Source organism: Actinoallomurus bryophytorum (genome assembly GCF_006716425.1).
GTDB classification, from domain to species: Bacteria; Actinomycetota; Actinomycetes; order Streptosporangiales; family Streptosporangiaceae; genus Actinoallomurus; species Actinoallomurus bryophytorum.
The window spans coordinates 1,091,886-1,109,044 of the sequence record NZ_VFOZ01000002.1; the positions used below are offsets into that span (position 1 = coordinate 1,091,886).

Sequence of the window (17,159 nt, forward strand, 5' to 3'; positions counted from 1 at the left end):
CGCGTTACATGAGGCCGCCTGACGGCGGACGGATTACTTGACCGTCGCGTTCTTGGAGTTGCCCAGCAGCGGCAGCTGGTCCCCCTTGACCTGGTACACGTAGACGTCAGTCGCAGTCGGCTCGCCGGCCGGGCTGAACTTGATCTGCTTGGAGACGCCCGGGATGTCGATCGTCGACAGGTAGGTGTTGATCTTCTCGGCCGTGGTGTTGCCGGCCTTGACCGCAGCGATGAACGCGGTGGCCGCGTCATAGCCCTCGGCGGAGTAGATCGCCGTGTCGGCGCCGAACTTCGCCTTGTAGTCGGTGGCGAACTTCTTGCTCGCCGGGCCCGCGGTGCCGTTCGGGTCGATCAGGCAGGGGCAGCCGATGATCGAACCGTCGGCGGTCGTGCCACCCGCACCCGCGGCGAGGCCCTTGTCCAGCGAACCGTCACCCGACAGGAACCGGGCCTTCACGCCGCCCTCACGGAGCTGCTTGATCAGCTTGCCGCCCTGGGCGTAGTAACCACCGAAGAAGATCGCGTCCGGCGCGAACGCCTTGACCTTGTTGACGGTCGAGGAGTAGTCCGACGCCTGCACGTCGATCGCGTCCTCGGACGTCTTGGCTCCGGCCTTCTCCACCGTCGACTTCACCGTCTCGGCGAACGGCTTACCGTACTCGGAGGAGTCGTGGATGATGAAGACCTTCTTGGCCTTCAGCTGGGTCGCGATGAAGCCGCCGATGCCGGCGCCCTGCACGTTGTCGTTGGCGATGAGCCGGTGCCAGTACTTCCAGCCGTGCGTGGCCAGCGCGGCGTTGGTCGCCGACGCCGAGATGCTCGGCACCTTGCCCTCTTCGAGGACCGGGTCAACCTGGGCGGACTCACCGGAGAACGCCGGCCCGATCAGGCCCGCGATCTTGTCCTTGGTGATCGCCTGCTTGGCCAGCGGCACGGCCTGCTCGCCCTTGCCCTGGCTGTCGTAGGTCTTGAGGGTGATCTTGACCTTCGGGTTGGTCGCGTTGTACTCGTCGATCGCAAGCTGGGCCGCCTGCTTCGGCGGGATGACGATGCCGGAGTTCTCACCGGTCAGGTCACCCATGAAGCCGATCGTGACGGTGTCGCCACCGCCGCCACCGCTGTCGGACTTTCCACCGCAGGCGGACGCGCCCAGTGCCAACGTCGCACTCACCGCCACCACGCCGGCGAGTTTCATGATCTTGCTACGCAAGGTCTTCCTTCCATCAAACATCCTTGGAGAGCACGAGTCCGGCCACCCGGTCCGCGCATTCGGCTTTAAGGGCGCTTTTTCACGGTTCATGGTGGCCAGGGCAGTAGTACACCGATCCGCTGGTAACGATTAGTAGCTTTCAGGGGATGCCGTTACTGCTTCGTTACTGACCCGTGCCAGATGTCCGCATTATTGCCACAAACGTGTTACAGCGGTATTAAGAGCCGAGCCATGAGATTCTGCTACATAAAGCGACGACCGCTTACTCTGCGTCGTCCGGCGCCCGTCCGAGACCACCGCCGATGACCGCTTCGGCCACGGCACGCATGGTCATCCGGCGGTCCATCGAGGTCTTCTGGATGAAGCGGAAGGCCTCTGGCTCGCTCCAGCCGCGCGCGGTCTGCAGCAGCCCCTTCGCCCGGTCGACGGCCTTGCGGGTCTCCAGCCGGTCCTCGAGGGTGCTGACCTCGGCCTCCAGGCTCTTGATCTCCTGGAAGCGACTCACCGCCATCTCGATCGCGGGCACGAGGTCGGCCTTGGTGAACGGCTTGACGAGGTACGCCATGGCGCCCGCCTCCCGCGCCCGTTCGACCAGCTCGCGCTGGGAGAACGCGGTGAGGATGACGACAGGTGCGATGCGCTCCGCGGCGATGCGCTCGGCGGCGGAGATACCGTCCAAGATGGGCATCTTGACGTCGAGGATCACAAGATCGGGGGCGTGCTCGATGGTCAGCCGGACGGCGGACTCGCCGTCGCCTGCCTCACCGACGACCTGGTAGTCGTCTTCTTCCAGCATCTCCTTGAGGTCAAGCCTGATCAGGGCCTCATCCTCGGCGATCACAACGCGGCGCGGGGTCTCGGTCACGCGCACGAGCGTACCCGGACCCGCTACTCTTGTATCCGTCCGGGGAGGCACTAGGCGGTCTAACTGGACATTGGCTGGAAAATACGCGGAATATGCCCCGATACCCCAACGGCAGAGGGAATGGTCTCAAACACCATCTAGTGTGGGTTCGAATCCCACTCGGGGCACTCTTGGAGAAAACCGCCACCCTGTAAATGGACGGCGGTTTTTGTCATACCCCGGTGTCATCCTGTTTCCGTGTACGGCGACAGAACGCGTGGTAACGCATTACAGCTCCTCAACCCGGGTCTGACCGACGGCCAGGTGAGCGGGCGCACCCGCATTGCACGCTGGGTCCTCGGTGACCGGCGGTGGCGGACCTGCCGTGGGCGGCCTCTCCTCTCTTTCGGGACCACGTCGTGCCCCCGCCGTGGGATGCCTCGGGCCGGCCTGGTCCGCCTGGGCAGGCACGTCTACCTGCCCGGACTCCCCTTCGGTGACGGACGCGCCTCCTCCGCTGAGCCGGTGCGGGGCCTGTCTTTCCTCTTCGGCGTCGCGTGTCCGGGGCTGAAGGACTCATATGCCGGGGCCGGCAACGCCATCCGTCCGGACAACGAAGCCTGTCTCTTTCAACTCTGTGGGTGCACTGAAGTCAACAGCCACTCCGAACATTGGCCGTGCCTGTTACCCCGGCGGGGAAACACATATGGAGGATCGCATTGGGGCCGTGGCGACAGGAGATCGTTCGTGAGATTCATGAGGGGGCTCATCCGCGTGCTGATCCACTCGGGCGGGAGCCTTTTTGCCGATCGGGTCCGGCATGGGTTCAGAGTGGCGGCCGATGGTACGAATGCCGGGGCTATTTCTTCATCGCCGAGTAGGTGGACATCGGGGGTCTCTTCACGGCCGCGCTTGAACGTCTCGGCACCGAGCGGAGGCGATCCGACGGCGATGACATCTCGATCACCGAGAGGAAGTCCGTCGCGCGGATGGACGAGTTCGTAGCACCGAAGTACTGACCGACCATCCCTCCGCGCGATGAATGGAGGACTCGCGCCGGGAGACGGCCACACCTGGCGCCGTCACACCACGGTCAGACGGACCGTCACGGGCGACGCTACGTGGCCGGACCGTCACGGGCGACGCTGCATAATCGGACGGGCGCGGGCGACGCTACATGGTCCCCATCCGGGGGTACGAGCGCCGTGCAGACGTCCCCACGGCCTCGACCATGCAACTCACGGCCCTGCGCTCATAGCGCCTGCAGTCACGGCCTCTGCACTCACCTCGCGCCGGGAGACGACCACACCGGGCGCCGTCACACCGCGGTCCGACGGGCCGTCGCGGGCGACGCTGCGTGGCCCCCATCCGGGGGGCACGAGCGGCCGTGCAGACGTCCCACAAGCTCGACCATGCAACTCATGGCCCTGTGCTCACAGCGCCTGGAGTTACGACCTCTGCACTCACGACGCCTGCGCTCACGGCCTCTGCACTCACGGCGCGTGCGCTCACGCCATGTCGCGCTTGAAGGAAGCGGCGGGGGCCACGACGGGAGGGGACCATGTCTCGACACCCCGACACATAATCCGACGAGGACCACGGCGCTCGGGCCCTCAACCCCGGCAAGGACCAAGTCACAGCACCCGAGGACACAATCCAGGCGGGAACCACTCACCACGCCCAAAGACACGAACCTGGCGGCCATCAGCCCGCCGGGTGGCACGCTGTGATCCCCATTCGGGGGTGCGCACGGCGCACGGATGTCCTCGCCAGCTCACGGCCCATCGCACTCACGGCCCCCTGCGCTCACGGCGTCGCCGCGCTCGAAGGAAGCGGCAGGCCAGGGCCGGCGGGACCACATCACGGCACCCGGACGCAGGACCCTGGCGAGAACCATGTCAAAGCACCCGAAGACACGATCCCGGCCACTATCAGCCCCCATCACGCGCCATGCCGTGGACCCATCGCGGAGCACCTACAAGGACCGCGTCACAGCATCCCAAGACACACCCCCCGGCGGCCGTCAGCCCACCGCGCGCCACGCTGTGGACCCCATCCCGGAGTACCTACAAGGGCCGCGTCACAGCAACCCAACACACAACCCCCGGGCGGCCTTCAGCCCCGCCACGCGCCACGCTGTGGACCCCGTCCCGGAGCACGTACACGGACCGCGTCACAGCACCCCAACACACAACCCCCCGGGCGGCATCAATCCGCCACGCGCCACCCGGTGGACCCCATCCCGGAGCACGTACACGGACCCGTGTCACGGCACCCCAAGACCCAACCCCCGGGCGGCCATCAAATCCACTACGCGCCACCCGGTGGACCCCATCCCGGAGTACCTACAAGGACCACGTCACAGCAACCCAACACACAACCCCGGCCGCCGTCGGTCCCGCCGTGTGTTTCTCGTGGCGGGGCGGGGGCGGCCGGTACGGCGTGCTCAGATGGGGCGGGACTGGGCGATGGCGTCACCGATGCGGTGGACGCGCAGCGCGTTGGTGGAGCCCGCGGTGCCCGGAGGGGAGCCTGCCACGATGACGACGCGGTCGCCCTTCTGGCAGCGGCCGATCTCCAGCAGCGCCGACTCGACCTGGTGGACCATCTCGTCGGTGTGGAAGACCTCCGGCACCGTGAACGTCTCCGTGCCCCAGACCAGCGCCAGCTGGCTACGGGTCTCCGGCAGTGCCGTGAAGGCCAGCAGCGGGATCGGGGAGCGATATCGCGACAGCCGCCGGGCCGTCTCGCCCGTCATCGTGAAGGCGACCAGGGCCTTGGCTCCGACCGTGGCGCCGACCTCGGCCGCGGCTCGGGCGATCGCGCCGCCGATGGTCTCCGGGACGCGGTCGAGCGAGTGCGTGGCCCGCAGGGCCGACTCCTCGGCGGCGCAGACGATGCGGCTCATCGTCTGGACCGACTCGATGGGATAGTCGCCGACACTGGTCTCACCGGACAGCATGACGGCGTCGGCGCCCTCGAAGACGGCGCCCGCGACGTCGGACACCTCGGCGCGGGTCGGCCGCGGTGCGCTGATCATCGACTCGAGCATCTGGGTCGCGACGATGACCGGGCGGGCCTTCTCGCGGGTGAGCTCGATGGCCCGCTTCTGCACGATGGGCACCTGCTCGAGCGGGAGCTCCACGCCCAGGTCGCCTCGGGCGACCATGATGCCGTCGAAGGCCTCGACGATCTCCTCGAGGTGTTCGACGGCCTGCGGCTTCTCGATCTTGGCGAGGAGGGGGACGATGCGTCCTTCCTCCTCCATGATGCGGCGTACGGGCTCGGCGTCGTCCGCGGTGCGCACGAACGACAGGGCGACCATGTCCACGCCGAGGCGCAGGGAGAAGCGGAGGTCCGCCTCGTCCTTGTCGGTGAGGGCGGGGACGCTGACGGCGACGCCCGGCAGGTTGAGGCCCTTGTGGTTGGAGACCATGCCACCGACGAGCACGCGGGTGCGGACACGCGGGCCGTCGACGGCGGTGACGTTGAGGACCACGCGGCCGTCGTCGATGAGGATGCTGTCGCCGGGGCCTACGTCTCCGGGGAGGCCACCGTAGGTCGTGGAGACCTCGTTACGGTCGCCCGGCACGTCCTCGGTGGTGACGGTGAACTCATCCCCGAGGGTGAGGCGTACCGGGCCCTCCGCGAACCGGCCGAGCCGGATCTTGGGGCCTTGGAGGTCGGCCAGGATGCCGAGGGCGCGGCCCGAGGTGGCGGCCGCCTCCCGCAGGAGACGGTAGACGTCCTCGTGCTGCTGCTGGGTGCCGTGGCTCATGTTGAGCCGGGCGATATCGATGCCGGCTTCCACCAACGCGGTGACGCGCTCAGGGCTGGAGCAGGCGGGACCAATGGTGCTGACGATCTTTGCTCGGCGACTCACGTCTACAACTGTAGGTAGTTACTGGCGAGTACGCGTATTCGTGCAGGTCACCGTTGCTCGCTGTTCACCCATTGGTCTAGACCGAACGAGGGTTCAGGCTCGTCTGGTGGCAAGCTGGACAGGTCTGCGGACCCGGCCGCGGCCGGTCGGACCGTGTCACGGTTCGGCAAGATCCCTGGCGCTTCGCCGGTATGGCCGGGAGCCTGCTGTCTCATGGCCACCCCCGCGGATTCTTCCAGCAGGCACTCCCGCCCCTGGCACCACCACCCCCATGTACGCAGCGGCAGTGAGCTGACCCTCGGCGAGAGGGCGGCGGACCGGCTTCGCAACGGCATGGGGTCGTGGCCGTTCGTCTTCGGCGCGCTGGTCTTCCTCGGCATCTGGATGGCCGGGAACTCCAACCGCGGGTTCGACAAGTACCCCTTCATCCTGTTGAACCTGCTGCTGAGCTGCCTGGCCGCGATGCAGGGCGCGATCCTGCTCATCGCGGCCAAGCGCAGCGACCAGGTGGCGAGTGAGCTGGCCCAGCACGACTACGACCAGGACCGCCGTTCGGAGCACATGCTGGAAAGGCTCAGCACCGAGTTCGCGCTGCTCCGCGAGCAGAACGCGGACCTGCAACGGCAGATGACCGCCGTCATGGCGGCCCTGAACCCCGCCTCCACCGCCGAGGTCGCCGGCGGCCAGAGCGCGGGGCCCGGGGAGGCCTGACTCCCCGGGCCGGTCCTCGTCAGACGGCGGCGAACGCCTCGAGGGCCTCCTGGCAGTACGCCTTGAGGTCGTCGGGCTTACGGCTGGTCACGAGGGTGTTCGGCCCGTCCGTGCAGACCTGGACCTCCTCGTCGACCCAGGTGGCGCCGGCGTTGCGGATGTCGGTCCTGAGGCTCGGCCACGACGTGAGCGTGCGGCCTCGTACGACGTCGGCCTCGACCAGCGTCCACGGCGCATGGCAGATCGCCGTGACGGGCTTGCCCGCCTCGAAGAACCCCCGGACGAAGGCGACGGCGTCCGCGTTCGTCCTGAGGAAGTCGGGGTTGGCGACTCCCCCGGGCAACGACAGACCATCGAAGTCATCCACCGACACGTCGTCGAGTGTGGCGTCGACCGGGAAGGTGTCGCCCTTCTCCAGATGGTCACGGCCCTGGATGTCGCCGGATTTGGTGGAGACAAGACGGGGTGTTCCGCCCGCCTGCTCGACCGCCTTCCACGGCTCGGTCAGCTCGACCTGCTCGACACCGTCCGGAGCGACGAGGAACGCGATGGTCTTCCCCTGAAGCTGTGTGCTCATGAGGGTGGAGCCTCCCCTGATCGGTTGCTTGAGCGTCGTTCACTGCTACGAGCCCTGCCCTGGATATGGCGGGGTATTCACGCCCACCGGCGCTGTGCCGCACAAGTGACACGCGTCACCGGACTCGACGACGGCCCGGCCGACACTGTTCAAGCGTCATGACCATATTGGTCGGAAGAATCCATATCCGCGCTCAGACGATCCGTTACAGGGCCGACCTGGCCGGATGTGCGTATAGGGACGGGTTGGAGCCGCCCCCACGGCAGCGGTTGACGCCACTTCTCCGTAGTGTCCGTCCAAATGGTAATTGACCACTGTCCATCCGGCCCAATTTGCGCCCACCCCGTTCGGTACGCCATTTTGCTGGAGGTGTTTTCGAGGGAGGGGAGCATGCCAGATGCCGGACCTGACCCGTCGCCGCCTGTTCAGTGCGGCGGGCGCGATGGCGGCGGCGACATTCGCCGCGGAGTTCCTGCCGCCCAACGTACGGCGGGCGATGGCCGACATATCCGGGGGCGTGAGAGGAAAACTCGGCGACATCAAGCATGTCGTTATTCTCATGCAGGAAAATCGCTCCTTCGACCATTACTTCGGCACTCTTCCGGGCGTACGCGGTTTCTCCGACCCGGACGCGATGACCCTGAGCACCGGCAGATCGGTCTTCTACCAGCCCGACGCGGTCAACCCGGCCGGCTATCTCCTGCCGTTCCGTCTGGACACCCGCATGACGAGCGCGCAGGCGATCCCTTCGACCAGTCACGCGTGGTCGGTGCAGCACAACGCCTGGAACAGCGGGAAGATGGACAACTGGCTGCCCGCGCACCGGGCGGCCGACGGCGTGAACGGCCCGTACGTCATGGGATACCACACGCGGGAGGACATCCCGTTCCAGTTCGCGCTCGCGGAGTCGTTCACCCTCTGCGACCGCTACTTCTGCTCGGTGATGGGGCCGACCTGGCCGAACCGCCTCTACCTGATGAGCGGCACGATCGACCCGGGCGGCACCCGGGGCGGACCGGTGATCGGCAACACGGACCCGGCTCCGTACCGCTGGAAGACCTATCCGGAGGCGCTGACCGAGGCGGGCGTCGGCTGGAAGGTCTACCAGGAGGTCGACAACTACGGCTGCAACGTCCTGGAGTACTTCGAGCCGTTCCAGAGCGCGCCGGCCTCGTCCCCGCTGTTCCGTGACGCTCTGCGTACCTACCCGGCGGGCCGGTTCGAGTACGACGCGGCGCACGACCGGCTGCCCACCGTCTCCTGGATCATCCCGACGAGCTACCAGTCCGAGCATCCGGACTACACGCCGGCGGCCGGTGCCGACTACGTCGCGAGCAAGATCGATGCCATCGCGTCCAACCCGGACGTGTGGAAGAAGACGCTCTTCATCCTCAACTACGACGAGAACGACGGCCTGTTCGACCACGTGCCTCCCCCGGTGCCTCCGGCGGGCGCGGCCGACGAGTTCGTGCAGGGGCTGCCGATCGGAGGCGGGTTCCGTGTGCCCTGCATCCTCGTCTCGCCGTGGACCATGGGCGGCTGGGTGGCGCGTGAGTCCTTCGACCACACGTCGACGCTGCGCTTCCTCGAGCGGCTCACCGGAGTGCGCGTCCCCAACCTGAGCGGCTGGCGGCGTTCGGCGTTCGGCGACCTGACCTCGGCCCTGGGCCTGCCGGACGCATCCCGTCCGCCGCGCCTGCCGGGGACCAAGCGGCGGCTGGAGGACGTGGTGCGCCAGGTGGCGACGCTGCCCTCGCCGATCTTCCCCGACGCGGACCAGACACCTCCGCGGCAGGAAAAGGGCCCGCGGCCCCGGCCGCGTGGCTGAACCGGCGGACAGAAGGGACTTCGAGGTGCGAAAGCGGATTTCACGGCGGCCCCTCCTGGCGGCGGGCGGCGCGGCGGGCCTCCTCATCCTGGCCGTACCGGCGCTGAGCCTAGCCGGGTCACCGGGCCGGCCGGCGCCGTACAACAGCCCGATCGGCGGGCCGAAGTGGACCTACGGCTCCCGGTCCCAGCCCCTGCGGTCGCAGGCCAGGCGCGCGGATGAGGGCTACCGGGCGTACGTCGCGCTGGCCGGCGGCTACAGCGTCTCAACGATCGACGTGGCGACCCGTACGATCATCGGGAAGGGCATCTCGACCGACGCGGGGCAGGGTGTGGCGGCCACGCCCGACGGCAAGAAGCTCTACATCGCCAACACCGGCCAGTACGACGTCCTCGCGGCGGACGCGGTCACGCACACCTCGCTGTCGGTGCGCGTCGGCCCGTACCCCCAGGACGTCGCGGTCTCCCCCGACGGCCGCAAGGTGTACGCGACGGTGACCGGCGGCGACACCGGCGCCGGCGGCTCGGCCGTCGTCGCGGTGATCGACACCGCGACCGACCAGGTCGTGCGCGACATCCACGTCGGCACGGCGCCTCGGCAGGTCGTCTTCAGCAGGGACGGCGCGCGGGCCTACGTCACCTACGCCGGCGGCGTCTCGGTGATCGACGCCGCCGAGGACAGGGTGGTGCGCTCGATCCGCGACCCGGCCGGCCCGCAGGGGATCGCGGTCGACCCTGCCGGCCGGCGCCTGTACGTGGCGGAGCCGCAGGCCGGACGGGTGTCGGTGATCGACGCGGCGACCGGCAAGGTACGCGGCAGGATCGCGGCCGGTGACCAGCCGTGGGCCGTGGACGTCACCCCCGACGGCTCGAAGGTCTACGTCGCGCGGATGAACGACAACGTGGTCTCGGTGGTCGACACGGCGAGCCGCAAGGTGATGGCCTCGATCGGCGTCGGGAAGCTGCCCCAGTCGGTCGCGGTCACCCCGGACGGCTCGGAGGTCTGGGTGGGCAACGGGTTCTCCGGAGACGTGTCGGTGATCGACGTGGCCTCCGGCACGGTCGTCGCGACCGTCGCCGGCGGCACCGGCACCAAGCCGCTGAACGCCGCGCCGCTCGGCCTGGCGTTCGGGAGGACGCCCTGACGGACCGGGGCGAAGTGACCTCGTCGCGAGGTCAGGAGTCGGCGCGGACCGCCTGGATCTGCAGGCCGATCTCGATCTCGTCGCCGAGCATGAGCCGGTCACCCTGCAGCGGAATGTTGAACTCGATGCCGTAGTCCGAGCGCAGGATCCGGGTGGAGGCGGTGAAGCCGGCGCGGACCCCGCCCCACTGGTCGACACCGGCGCCGTGGAACTCCGTCAGCAGGCTGACCGGCCGGGTCATGCCGCGGATCGTCAGGTCACCGTCGACGGTGTAGCGAGGGTGGCGGGCACGCCTGCCGGTACGCGCGTGGGAGACGGACGTCGCGGTGAACGTGATGTGCGGGTGGGCGGCGGCGTCGAGGATCTGGGGCGAGCGGATGAGCTCGTCGCGCTCGGCGTTCCTGGTGTCGATCGAGGCGATGGTGATCTCGGCGTGGGCGGAGGAGGCGAAGGGGTCCTCGGCGATGTCGATGCGCCCGCCGAACGCGGTGAAGACACCTCGTACGGTCGTCATCATGTGACGCACGCTGAAGGTGATCTCCGAGTGCCCTGGGTCGATGCGCCACGTGCCGGCGGCGAGACCCGGTGCGGTGATGGTCTCCGTCATGTCCTTTTCCCCGAACTTCCCCGAACTTCGACTTCCCCGAAGCCGTGCTGTCGAGCGCACCAATGTAGTTGAAACGGCACCCAGAACGCACATCAACCGTCGATTCGCGTCACATAGGACACTGGTGGTACACGGTCGGTCTGTACGGGCTTCGACCCTAACGACCCTTTTGACGGCCCCCGGACACGCCGAACGCCCTGCCGCATCGAGGATGCGGCAGGGCGTTCGTGACCCTCAGTGGCCGGCCGTCAGACGAGCGGCCTCGCGGTGGGCGGGATGGCGGTCGGCAGGGCCGTACGGCCCATCAGCCATTCGTCCACGCCGGCCGCCGCGGACCGCCCCTCCGCGATCGCCCACACGATGAGCGACTGCCCGCGGCCCATGTCGCCGGCGGCGAAGACGCCCTCGACCGAGGTGGCGTACGCGCCGTCGCGTACGACGTTGCCGCGCTGGTCCAGCTCGACGCCGAGCTGGTCGAGCAGGCCCTCACGCTCCGGGCCGAGGAAGCCCATGGCGAGGGTGACGAGCTCCGCCGGTACCTCACGCTCGGTGCCGGGGATCGGCTTGAAACCGTTCCCCGGTCCCTCGACGTCGACGAGCCGCAGGGCCTTCAGCCGCCCGTTCTCGTCGCCGACGAACTCCTGCGTGGAGACGGCATAGGCGCGCTCCCCGCCCATGTCGCGCAGTTCCTCGTGGGCGGTCTCCATCTTGAACAGCATCGGGTAGGTCGGCCACGGCTGAGCGTCGGGCCGGGCCTCCGGCGGCCGCGGCATGATCTCCAGCTGGGTGACCGAGCGCGCGCCCTGGCGTACGGCCGTGCCGACGCAGTCGGCGCCGGTGTCACCGCCGCCGATCACGATGACGTGCTTGCCCTCGGCCGAGATCGGCGAGGCGGTCAGGTCGCCCTCCTGCACCCGGTTGGACAGCGGCAGGTACTCCATCGCCTGGTGGACGCCGTCCAGTTCACGGCCGGGTACGGGCAGGTCGCGCCAGACGGTGGCGCCACCGGCCAGCACGACCGCGTCGTAGGCCTGGCGGAGTTCCTCGCCGGTCACGTCGGCCCCGACGTTGACCGAGGCGCGAAAATCGGTGCCCTCGGCCCGCATCTGGCCGATCCGGCGGTCCAGATGCTCCTTCTGCATCTTGAACTCCGGGATGCCGTAGCGCAGCAGCCCGCCGATCCGGTCGGCGCGCTCGAACACGACGACGTCGTGGCCGGCGCGGGTGAGCTGCTGGGCGGCGGCGAGCCCGGCCGGGCCGGAGCCGACCACCGCGACCCGCTTCCCGGTCTTGACCGAGGGCGGACGCGGGGTGACCCAGCCTTCGGCGAAGGCCCGGTCGATGATCTCCACCTCGACGCGCTTGATCGCGACGGGTTCGGCGTTGATGCCCAGGACGCAGGCGGACTCGCACGGCGCGGGGCACAGCCTCCCGGTGAACTCCGGGAAGTTGTTGGTCGCGTGCAGGCGCTCGATCGCCTCGCGCCAGGCGTCACGGTGGACCAGGTCGTTCCACTCGGGGATGAGGTTCCCCAGCGGGCAGCCGTTGTGGCAGAACGGGATGCCGCAGTCCATGCATCGTGCCGCCTGCTTGTTCAGCGAGTCCGCGGGGAAGTCCTCGTACACCTCGCGCCAGTCACGGATCCGAACGTCGACCGGGCGGCGCTTCGGGAGCTCGCGCGGATGGGTCATGAAGCCCTTAGGGTCGGCCATGTCTCCCCCTTCACCCGTTGCTGGCGGCCATGACCGCCTCGTCGATGTCGCGGCCCTCGGCCTCGGCCCTGGCCCGTGCGGTCAGTACGCGCTTGTAGTCGCGCGGCATGATCTTGCCGAAGCGCTCGATGGCCTCGTCCCAGGCCGCGAGCAGCCCGGCGGCGACCGTCGAGCCGGTCTCGGCGTGGTGGCGCGTGACGATGTCGCGCAGGTACTCGCGGTCCTCGTCCTCCAGGGGTTCGAGATCGACCATCTCCAGGTTGACGTGCTCGCGTTCGAGGTCCAGGAGGTACGCGACACCGCCGGACATCCCGGCCGCGAAGTTGCGGCCGGTCGGGCCGAGCACGACCGCGCGGCCGCCGGTCATGTACTCACAACCGTGGTCGCCGACCCCTTCGACGACGGCGGTGGCGCCGGAGTTGCGCACGCAGAACCGCTCGCCGACGACACCGCGGATGAACGCCTCACCGGACGTGGCGCCGTACAGGATGACGTTGCCGGCGATGATCTGCTCTTCGGCCGCGAACGCGGCCTCGTCGGACGAGCGTACGGTGATGCGCCCGCCGGACAGGCCCTTGCCGACGTAGTCGTTGGCGTCCCCGACCAGCCGCAGTGTGATGCCGCGGGGTACGAACGCGCCGAACGACTGCCCGGCCGAGCCGGTGAAGGTGATGTCGATCGTGTCGTCGGGTAGTCCGCCGGCCCCCCATTTGAGGGTGACCTCGTGGCCGAGCATGGTCCCGACGGTGCGGTTGACGTTGCGTACCGGCATCTCCAGATGAATGGGGTTGCCGTACGCGATGGCGCCCTCGGCCAGCTGGATCAGGCTGTTGTCCAGGGCCTTCTCCAGCCCGTGGTCCTGGGTCGTGGTGTTGCGCAGCGGCGCGCCCTCGGGCAGGTCGGGCCGGTGCAGGATGGGCGCGAGGTTCAGGCCGGAGGCCTTCCAGTGGTCGACGGCCTTGGTGGCGTCGATCAGCTCGACGTGCCCGATCGCCTCCTCCAGGGACCGGAAGCCGAGCGCGGCCAGGTGCTCGCGTACCTCTTCGGCGATGAACTCGAAGAAGTTGACGACGAACTCCGGCTTGCCGTTGAAGCGCTTGCGCAGCTCCGGGTTCTGCGTGGCGACGCCGACCGGGCAGGTGTCGAGATGACAGACCCGCATCATCACGCAGCCGGACACCACCAGAGGCGCGGTGGCGAAACCGAACTCCTCGGCGCCCAGCAGCGCGGCGATGATGACGTCGCGGCCGGTCTTCATCTGCCCGTCGGTCTGCACGACGATGCGGTCGCGCAGGCCGTTGAGCAGCAGCGTCTGCTGGGTCTCGGCGAGGCCGAGCTCCCAGGGCGCCCCGGCGTGCTTGATGGAGGTCAGCGGCGAGGCCCCGGTGCCGCCGTCGTGCCCGGAGATGAGCACGACGTCGGCGTGCGCCTTGGACACGCCCGCGGCGACGGTGCCGACCCCGACCTCGGCGACGAGCTTGACGTGCACCCGCGCCGAGGGGTTGGCGTTCTTGAGGTCGTGGATCAGCTGGGCGAGGTCCTCGATCGAGTAGATGTCGTGGTGCGGTGGCGGCGAGATCAGGCCGACGCCCGGTGTGGAGTGCCGGGTCTTGGCGATCCACGGGTACACCTTGTGCGCCGGGAGCTGACCGCCCTCGCCGGGCTTGGCGCCCTGCGCCATCTTGATCTGCAGGTCGTCGGCGTTGGTGAGGTACTCGGACGTCACGCCGAACCGGCCGGAGGCCACCTGCTTGATCGCCGATCGGCGCAGGTCGCCGTTGCCGTCCGGGGTGAAGCGCTCCGGGTCCTCGCCGCCCTCGCCGGTGTTGGACTTGCCGCCGATGCGGTTCATCGCGATGGCGAGGTTCTCATGGGCCTCGGCCGAGATGGAGCCGTACGACATCGCACCGGTGGAGAACCGCTTGATGATGGACTCGACCGACTCGACGTCCTCGATCGGGATCGCCGGCCTGGCGCCCTCGCGCAGCTCGAACAGGCCGCGCAGGGTCATCAGCTTGGCCGCCTGCCCGTCGACGAGCCTGGTGTAGTCCTTGAACACCTCGTAGCGGCGGGTCCGGGTCGCGTGCTGCAGCTTGAAGACCGTCTCGGGGTTGAACAGGTGCTGTTCGCCCTCGCGGCGCCACTGGTACTCCCCGCCGACCTCCAGGGTGCGGTGCGTGGCGGCGTTGCCGCCCGGCGGGTACGCGCGCCGGTGCCGCTGCGCGACCTCCTCGGCGAGTACGTCGAAGCCCACGCCGCCGAGCCGCGAGGTGGTGCCGGCGAAGCACTCGTCGATGACCTCGGCGCCGAGACCGATCGCCTCGAAGATCTGCGCGCCGGTGTAGGAGGCGACCGTCGACACGCCCATCTTGGACATGACCTTCAGGACGCCCTTGCCGTACGCCTTGACCAGGTTGCGCACCGCGGTGGCGCGGTCCAGGTCGAGTTCGCCGCTCTCGATCAGGTCCTCGACCGTCTCGATGGCGAGGTAGGGGTTGACCGCCGAAGCGCCGTACCCGATGAGCAGCGCCATGTGGTGGCACTCACGGGCGTCCGCGGTCTCGACGACCAGCCCGACCTGGGTACGGGTCTTCTCCCGGATCAGGTGGTGGTGGACGGCACCGGTGAGCAGCAGCGAGGGGATCGGCGCCTTGGACGTGCCGGCGCCGCGGTCGGACAGCACGAGGATGCGCGCGCCGTCCTTGATCGCGGCCGACACCTCGTCGCAGATCTCCTCGAGCCGCTGGGACAGCGACGCTCCCCCGCCCGTCACGTCGTACAGACCGGACACCACGTGCGGGGCGAACCCGGGCAGGTCACCCTCGTCGTTGAGGTGGATGATCTTCGCCAGCTCTTCGTTGTCGAGGATCGGCGTGGGCATGACGAGCCGGCGGCACGAGTGCGGTCCGGGGGCGAGGAGGTTCGCCTCGGGGCCGAGAGTGGACTGCAGGCTGGTCACCAGCTCCTCGCGGATCGCGTCCAGCGGAGGGTTGGTGACCTGGGCGAACAGCTGCTTGAAGTAGTCGAACAGCTGCCGTGAGCGGTCCGAGAGCACGGCCGGTGGCGTGTCGGTGCCCATCGAGCCGATCGGCTCGGCGCCGTTCTTGGCCATCGGCGACAGGATGACCTTCAGCTCCTCGCCGGTGTAGCCGAAGATCTGCTGGCGCTTGACGAGCGTCTCGTGGGTGGGGCTCTGCCCGTTCCCCATCTCCGAGACGGCCCGCAGCTCACGCTGGGGCAACTCCTCGAAGCGGATCAGCCCGGCGTGCAGCCACTCCGCGTACGGGTGCTCGGCGGCGAGCTCGGCCTTGATCTCGTCGTCCTCGACGATGCGTCCCTTCGCCGTGTCGACGAGGAAGATCCGGCCCGGCTGCAGCCGGCCCTTGCGGACGACCTTGGAAGGCTCGATGTCGAGCACGCCGGCCTCGCTGGCCAGCACGACGAACCCGTCGTCGGTGACCCAGAAACGTCCTGGGCGCAGGCCGTTGCGGTCGAGCACGGCGCCGACGACGGTGCCGTCGGTGAACGTGACGCTGGCGGGGCCGTCCCACGCCTCCATGAGCGTGGAGTGGAACTCATAGAACGCCTTGCGCGCCGGGTCCATCTCGGCGTGGTTCTCCCACGCCTCGGGGATCATCATGAGCACCGAGTGGGCCAGCGAGCGCCCGCCGAGGTGGAGCAGTTCCAGACACTCGTCGAACGAGGCCGTGTCGCTGGCCTCGATGTCGATGACCGGGAAGATCCTCGACAGATCGCCGGGGAGCACGTCGGAGGCCAGCAGCGCCTCGCGTGCCCGCATCCAGTTCCGGTTGCCCTTGACGGTGTTGATCTCGCCGTTGTGCGCGATGAAGCGGTACGGGTGGGCCAGCTCCCAGGCCGGGAAGGTGTTGGTGGAGAACCGCGAGTGGACCAGGGCGATGGCACTGGTGTAGCGGCGGTCGGACAGGTCGGGGAAGAAAGGCTCCAGCTGCGGGGTGGTCAGCATCCCCTTGTAGACGATCGTGCGGCTGGACAGGCTCGGGAAGTACACCGGCGCGTCCTGCTCGATGCGCTCGCGCGCACAGAAGACGATGCGGTCCAGTTCCAGCTCGCGGGCACCGCCGGTGGCACTCAGGAACAACTGGGCGAAGTGCGGCATGACACGGCGCGCCGTGGGCCCGGAGAAGTCCGGGTCGTAGGGCAGCTCGCGCCAGCCGAGGACGCTCAGGCCCTCCTCGCCGGCGATCCGCTCGATCGTAGCGATCGCCTCGGTGCGTTCGGCGGCGCCGGCGGGGAGGAACGCGATGCCGGCGGCGTACGCGCCGGCCTCGGGAAGCTCGAAGTCCACGGCCTCGCGGAAGAGCTCGTCGGGGATCTGAGTGAGGATCCCGGCACCGTCGCCGTCGTCCGGCTCGGCGCCCTTCGCACCGCGGTGATCGAGGTTTCTCAGGACGGTCAAGGCTTTGACCACGATATCGTGGCTCTTACGTCCGGCCAGGTCAGCGACCATGCCGACGCCACAGGCGTCGTGCTCGTTGGCGGGGTCGTACAGACCCTGACGCTTCGCGCGTCCCTGGCCCGGAGTCATGGCGGCAGGCACCATCAACCCTCCCGTCGTCTCGTTCTGCTCCTTCATCAGTGCAGTCCGGGACGACGTTGGCCCTG

Annotated in this window: 10 protein-coding genes and 1 tRNA gene; 4 read left to right on the forward strand and 7 right to left on the reverse strand. The window is 68.7% G+C overall.

Annotated features, from left to right (window positions below):
- Window positions 1-33: 33 nt before the first annotated feature.
- Together FB559_RS41045 and FB559_RS41050 are read right to left on the reverse strand one after the other, a co-directional pair.
- A complete protein-coding gene (locus FB559_RS41045; RefSeq protein WP_141963008.1) occupies window positions 34-1,209 on the reverse strand; it encodes a branched-chain amino acid ABC transporter substrate-binding protein in 1,176 nt (391 codons plus the stop codon).
- A gap of 262 nt (window positions 1,210-1,471) precedes the next feature.
- Window positions 1,472-2,080, reverse strand: coding sequence for an ANTAR domain-containing response regulator (locus FB559_RS41050; protein ID WP_246122875.1), 609 nt, complete (start codon window positions 2,078-2,080; stop codon window positions 1,472-1,474).
- Window positions 2,081-2,168: 88 nt separating this feature from the next.
- Between FB559_RS41050 and FB559_RS41055 the strand changes: the two genes are divergently transcribed.
- Window positions 2,169-2,241: transfer RNA gene (locus FB559_RS41055), tRNA-Leu, on the forward strand.
- 2,258 nt (window positions 2,242-4,499) lie between these two features.
- Here FB559_RS41055 and pyk read toward each other — a convergent pair.
- On the reverse strand, window positions 4,500-5,936 hold the full coding sequence (gene pyk, locus FB559_RS41060) for a pyruvate kinase (protein ID WP_141963010.1): 1,437 nt from the start codon (window positions 5,934-5,936) through the stop codon (window positions 4,500-4,502).
- A gap of 213 nt (window positions 5,937-6,149) precedes the next feature.
- Here pyk and FB559_RS41065 point away from each other — a divergent pair, with 213 nt between their 5' ends.
- Window positions 6,150-6,647, forward strand: a complete 498-nt coding sequence (locus FB559_RS41065) for a DUF1003 domain-containing protein (RefSeq protein WP_141963012.1) — start codon at window positions 6,150-6,152, stop codon at window positions 6,645-6,647.
- A 19-nt stretch (window positions 6,648-6,666) separates the two neighbouring features.
- On the opposite strand, the gene FB559_RS41070 is transcribed toward FB559_RS41065, so the two are convergent.
- A complete protein-coding gene (locus tag FB559_RS41070) occupies window positions 6,667-7,224 on the reverse strand; it encodes a type 1 glutamine amidotransferase domain-containing protein (protein WP_141963014.1) in 558 nt (185 codons plus the stop codon).
- Window positions 7,225-7,621: 397 nt separating this feature from the next.
- Here FB559_RS41070 and FB559_RS41075 point away from each other — a divergent pair, with 397 nt between their 5' ends.
- Both FB559_RS41075 and FB559_RS41080 read left to right on the forward strand, forming a co-directional pair.
- Window positions 7,622-9,052, forward strand: a complete 1,431-nt coding sequence (locus FB559_RS41075) for an alkaline phosphatase family protein (RefSeq protein WP_141963016.1) — start codon at window positions 7,622-7,624, stop codon at window positions 9,050-9,052.
- 25 nt (window positions 9,053-9,077) lie between these two features.
- Window positions 9,078-10,196 carry an SMP-30/gluconolactonase/LRE family protein gene (locus FB559_RS41080; RefSeq protein ID WP_185792719.1) on the forward strand — a complete coding sequence of 373 codons (1,119 nt, stop codon included), beginning with the start codon at window positions 9,078-9,080 and terminating at the stop codon, window positions 10,194-10,196.
- A gap of 31 nt (window positions 10,197-10,227) precedes the next feature.
- Here FB559_RS41080 and FB559_RS41085 read toward each other — a convergent pair whose 3' ends face one another.
- The 3 genes from FB559_RS41085 to gltB all read right to left on the reverse strand — a co-directional run bounded on the left by FB559_RS41085 (window position 10,228) and on the right by gltB (window position 17,097).
- Complete coding sequence (locus tag FB559_RS41085) at window positions 10,228-10,803, reverse strand: YceI family protein (RefSeq protein WP_141963020.1); 576 nt, start codon at window positions 10,801-10,803, stop codon at window positions 10,228-10,230.
- A 248-nt stretch (window positions 10,804-11,051) separates the two neighbouring features.
- A complete protein-coding gene (locus FB559_RS41090; RefSeq protein WP_141963021.1) occupies window positions 11,052-12,515 on the reverse strand; it encodes a glutamate synthase subunit beta in 1,464 nt (487 codons plus the stop codon).
- Window positions 12,516-12,525: 10 nt separating this feature from the next.
- Complete coding sequence (gene gltB / locus FB559_RS41095) at window positions 12,526-17,097, reverse strand: glutamate synthase large subunit (protein WP_185792734.1); 4,572 nt, start codon at window positions 17,095-17,097, stop codon at window positions 12,526-12,528.
- Between the last annotated feature and the right edge of the window lie 62 nt (window positions 17,098-17,159).

What these genes read in the sequence shown, in the direction of transcription:
- FB559_RS41075 (WP_141963016.1), top strand. Translation starts at nt 7,622, where the DNA reads ATGCCGGACCTGACCCGTCGCCGCCTGTTCAGTGCGGCGGGCGCGATG.
- gltB (WP_185792734.1), bottom strand. Translation starts at nt 17,097, where the DNA reads ATGGTGCCTGCCGCCATGACTCCGGGCCAGGGACGCGCGAAGCGTCAG.
- FB559_RS41090 (WP_141963021.1), bottom strand. Translation starts at nt 12,515, where the DNA reads ATGGCCGACCCTAAGGGCTTCATGACCCATCCGCGCGAGCTCCCGAAG.
- FB559_RS41065 (WP_141963012.1), top strand. Translation starts at nt 6,150, where the DNA reads ATGGCCACCCCCGCGGATTCTTCCAGCAGGCACTCCCGCCCCTGGCAC.
- FB559_RS41070 (WP_141963014.1), bottom strand. Translation starts at nt 7,224, where the DNA reads ATGAGCACACAGCTTCAGGGGAAGACCATCGCGTTCCTCGTCGCTCCG.
- FB559_RS41085 (WP_141963020.1), bottom strand. Translation starts at nt 10,803, where the DNA reads ATGACGGAGACCATCACCGCACCGGGTCTCGCCGCCGGCACGTGGCGC.